This is a genomic window from bacterium (genome assembly GCA_027622355.1).
Lineage (GTDB): Bacteria > UBA8248 > UBA8248 > UBA8248 > UBA8248 > JAQBZT01.
In genome coordinates this window covers 1-3,573 of sequence record JAQBZT010000285.1, presented here as the reverse complement: position 1 = coordinate 3,573, position 3,573 = coordinate 1, and the positions used below count along the sequence as shown (strand labels likewise).

The 3,573-nt window shown below is 61.9% G+C and carries 5 protein-coding genes; 4 read left to right on the top strand and 1 reads right to left on the bottom strand.

Annotated elements, in window-relative coordinates; translation table 11 throughout:
• The 4 genes from O2807_13510 to O2807_13495 form a co-directional block, all read left to right on the top strand.
• Window positions 1-588, top strand: a 588-nt coding sequence (locus O2807_13510; protein MDA1001519.1) for an ATP-binding domain-containing protein, incomplete at its 5' end; no start/stop codon positions are given.
• Window positions 589-647: 59 nt separating this feature from the next.
• Entirely contained in the window at window positions 648-1,289 is a 642-nt protein-coding gene (locus O2807_13505; protein ID MDA1001518.1) for a flavin reductase family protein, read from the top strand.
• A gap of 11 nt (window positions 1,290-1,300) precedes the next feature.
• The gene (locus O2807_13500; protein MDA1001517.1) at window positions 1,301-2,374 is read left to right on the top strand and encodes an alcohol dehydrogenase catalytic domain-containing protein; all 1,074 of its coding nucleotides are present in this window, start codon (window positions 1,301-1,303) and stop codon (window positions 2,372-2,374) included.
• A 99-nt stretch (window positions 2,375-2,473) separates the two neighbouring features.
• Window positions 2,474-3,073 (top strand): hypothetical protein, encoded by a 600-nt coding sequence (locus O2807_13495; GenBank protein ID MDA1001516.1) that lies wholly within the window; start codon window positions 2,474-2,476, stop codon window positions 3,071-3,073.
• A gap of 20 nt (window positions 3,074-3,093) precedes the next feature.
• On the opposite strand, the gene O2807_13490 is transcribed toward O2807_13495, so the two are convergent.
• Window positions 3,094-3,573 (bottom strand): 2-oxo acid dehydrogenase subunit E2 (locus O2807_13490; GenBank protein MDA1001515.1); only part of this gene is annotated, 480 nt, incomplete at its 5' end.

The following is a 3,573-nucleotide window of genomic DNA, read 5'->3' as shown; positions in this document are numbered from 1 at the left end:
CGCTTCTACGAGAGTTTTATGGAGAACACCTTCGAGAACGCCCCGGCCCGGATCGAGGACGTGCGTCAGCTTGCCGAGTTCGCCCTCCAGTACGAAAGCGCCGCGGTGTTCCTCTCCGAACTCGCCCTGATGGGCACCGTGGCGGCCGAGGTCGCGGCCCCCGGCGGGGAGGAGGGGCCCGATGAGGCGGTGGTCCTGAGTTCGGTCCATCAGGCCAAGGGGCTCGAGTGGAAGTCCGTCTTCATGATCTGGCTGACCGACAGCCGCTTTCCGCACGCGCGCGCGCTCGGGGACGCGGGCGGGGAGGAGGAGGAAAGGCGTCTTTTCTACGTCGCCCTCACCCGGGCGAAGGATGAGCTCTACCTCTGCCAGCCGATGATGGAGAGCGACACCCATCGGATGACCACCTTTTCGCGCCTTTCGCGCTTCATGGCCGAGCTCCCCGAGACGCTTTACGAAAGATGGACGCTCGATGAAGATGTCATTCCCGCGGCAGGGGAGGGCTCCGCCGCGATACCCGGAAACACCCGGCCCGCGGACCCGGACGAGCCGGACGGCCTCGTCTACGAATACGACGAGGGGTTCTGACCCCCGCTGACTTTTAACGGAAACCGCTTTTTCCCTGAAACGCAGGAGGACTCGACCGCATGGCCTTCCGAACGATCGACCCCGCCGACCTGGACTGGCGGCAGACCTACCGCCTGCTGACCGGCTCGGTGGTTCCCCGGCCCATCGCCTGGGTGAGCACCATCAGCCACGAGGGCCACGTCAACCTGGCCCCCTTCAGCTTCTTCACCGTGATGTCTCACGCCCCGCCCATGCTCTCGATCTCGGTCGGGGAAAAGGAAGAGCGGCTCAAGGACACGAGCCGGAACATCCGCGAGACGCAGGGCTACGTCATCCATACCGTGGTGAACGGCCTCGAAGAGCAGATGAACATCTGCTCCGGGAACTTCCCCCACGAGGTGAACGAGTTCGAGGAGGCGGGGCTGACCATGATTCCCGCCGACATCGTGGCGGCCCCGCGCATCGCCGAGGCCCCGGTCGCGATGGAGTGCGAATTCCGGAACCTGCTCACGTTCGGGGATGTGTTCCGCACGAACGTCATCATCGGCGAGATCGTGCGGTGGCACATCCGCGAGGACGTGATGGTGGATGAGAAGTACGTCGATCCGGTGAAGCTCGGCCCGGTCGGCAGACTCGCCGGAAACTTGTACTGCCGGACGGATCACCCTTTCTCGATGCAGCGGCCCGACCGCGCCGCCGGCCAGCAGTTCACGCCGAAATAGGAGGAGCGCCCATGCCATCCATCCCCAAGGAGATGAAGGCGGCCGTCACCTACGGCCCCGAGGACGTGAAGATCGAAACCATCCCGGTCCCCGATTACGAGCCGGGCTTGATCCTGGTGAAGGTGGCCGCCTGCGGCATCTGCGGCACCGACATCCACATTCTCTCGGGGCACATGCGCCCCGCGTGGCCGCCGTTCTATCCCTTCATCCAGGGCCACGAGTGGGGCGGCGAGGTCGCCGCCATCGGGAGCGGCGCGAAGACCGATCTGAAGGTCGGCGATCGGGTCATCATGGAGCCCACGATCGGCTGCGGGGTCTGCGGGATGTGCCGACGGGGGAGCTATCACCTCTGCGAGGAGACCGGAAAGCCGGGCGGCGGCTACAAGCTGCTCGGCCACTCGGCGAACGGCGCCTTCAGCGAGTACGGCGTCGCCCCGCCCACCAATCTCCACCGCCTGCCCGCCTCCATGAGCTGGAAGGAGGCCGTCATCGTCAACCAGGTGGTGGTCGCCCTTCATTCCATCGAGCGGGGAGGCGGCGTCCAGCCCGCCGACACGGTCGCCATCGTGGGGCCGGGCCTGCTCGGCCTCTCCGTCCTCCAACTCGTCCGGGCCTTCGGCGCCGCGAAGACCTACATCGCGGGAAGGGGCTACCGCCTCGACATCGCCCGCGCGCTCGGCGCGGATGTGGCGATCGACGTGACGAAGGATGACCCGGTGAAGGTGGTCATGGAAGATACCGGCGGCCGGGGGGTGGACCTGGTGATCGAGTGCGCCGGCCCGCCCGAGGCGATGCGGAACGCGGTCGCCATGGCCCGGCGCGGGGGCCGCGTCGTCCTCGAGGGGATCAACGGCGGGAAGGAGGTGTCCCTTCCCTCCGACCGGATCGTCCTCGATGAGATCACGATCTTCGGCGGGCGCGGCTCGCCCAACTGCTACCCGCGCGCGATCCAGCTCATCACCGAGGGGCACATTGACGCCGAAAAAATGCTCACGCACACCTTCCCGCTGGACCGGTTCGATGAAGCCATCGCCCTCGTCAAGGCGCGCGGCGACGGCGTCATGCGCGCCATGATCACGCCGTAGGGGGGGGTATTTGACAGTAGCTCGCGCTGAATCAAGGAGGTGCGTCGATAGAAGAGGAACTCTTATGCGCGTCGAGCGGTCATGACTGGAGGCGAATCAATGGGCCAAAATATGAGTTATGCCCTGAACTTCATTCAAGCTTTCAGCACAGCCTTTCTTGCTGTACTTGCATTTTACGGGCTGCAAACATGGAAACGGCAAATTACCGCGGGTAGAAAATTTGGACTTGCCGAGGAAATGCTACTTGCAATACACGCAGCCAGTGACGCCATTAACAGTTCAAGGTCTCCGATAGTGGGCATTTCTAATGATTTGAAACCTAGATGGGCGGATGATGTGATGAGCGGCGAGTCACCAGAGGATGCTTATCTTGTGCCTTTTAAGCGTTTGACAGAAGCTCATAAAGACAAATTCGATAATTTGGAGGCATTGAATTCCCGATGTTCCATTCTTCTTGGGGACAACAAATTGCGGGGTTGTGTTGAGCAAATACGGGAGATAAAAAACGAAGTCCTAGCTGCCACTGCGAATTTAATTCGAGACCCAAATCATATATCGCAAGAGGAACTTCAAAACAGAATTTTTGAAAAATTAGATTCAGGAACTCCGGATGAAATCCGTCAAAAACTTAAAGAAATTATCAATGAATCAGAAAGAATATTGACACCTTATTTACGTCTTGACGACGATAATTTTTAAAAGAATTTTCATTTGGCCCCCTACGCCGGCATGACTTTGGGGTGCTCGAGCATTTCCTTGAGCGTGGCGAGGAACGCGGCCGCGGGGGCGCCGTCCACGAGGCGGTGGTCGGCGTTGATCCCGAAATAGCAGGTCGTCCGGGGGACGACTTCGCCGCCACGGACGACGGCGCGGGGCCTTGCGGCGCCGACCGAGAGGATCGCGCTCTCGGGGAAGTTGATGATGGCCGAGAAGTGATCGACTCCCATCGCGCCGAGATTCGTGATGGTGAACGTGCCGCCCGCCATCGCATCAAGACCCAAAGTGCCCGCCCGGGCGGCTGTTGACAGCGCGCGGCTCTCTCTTGCGATCTGATCGATCCCTTTCTGATCGGCTCCCCGGATGACGGGGACCATGAGGCCGTTCTCGACGGCGACGGCGACGCCGATGTTCACGTCCTGCATCTGCTGAAATTCGTTTCCGCTCAGGCGCACGTTGACCGCCGGGCATCTGCGCACGGC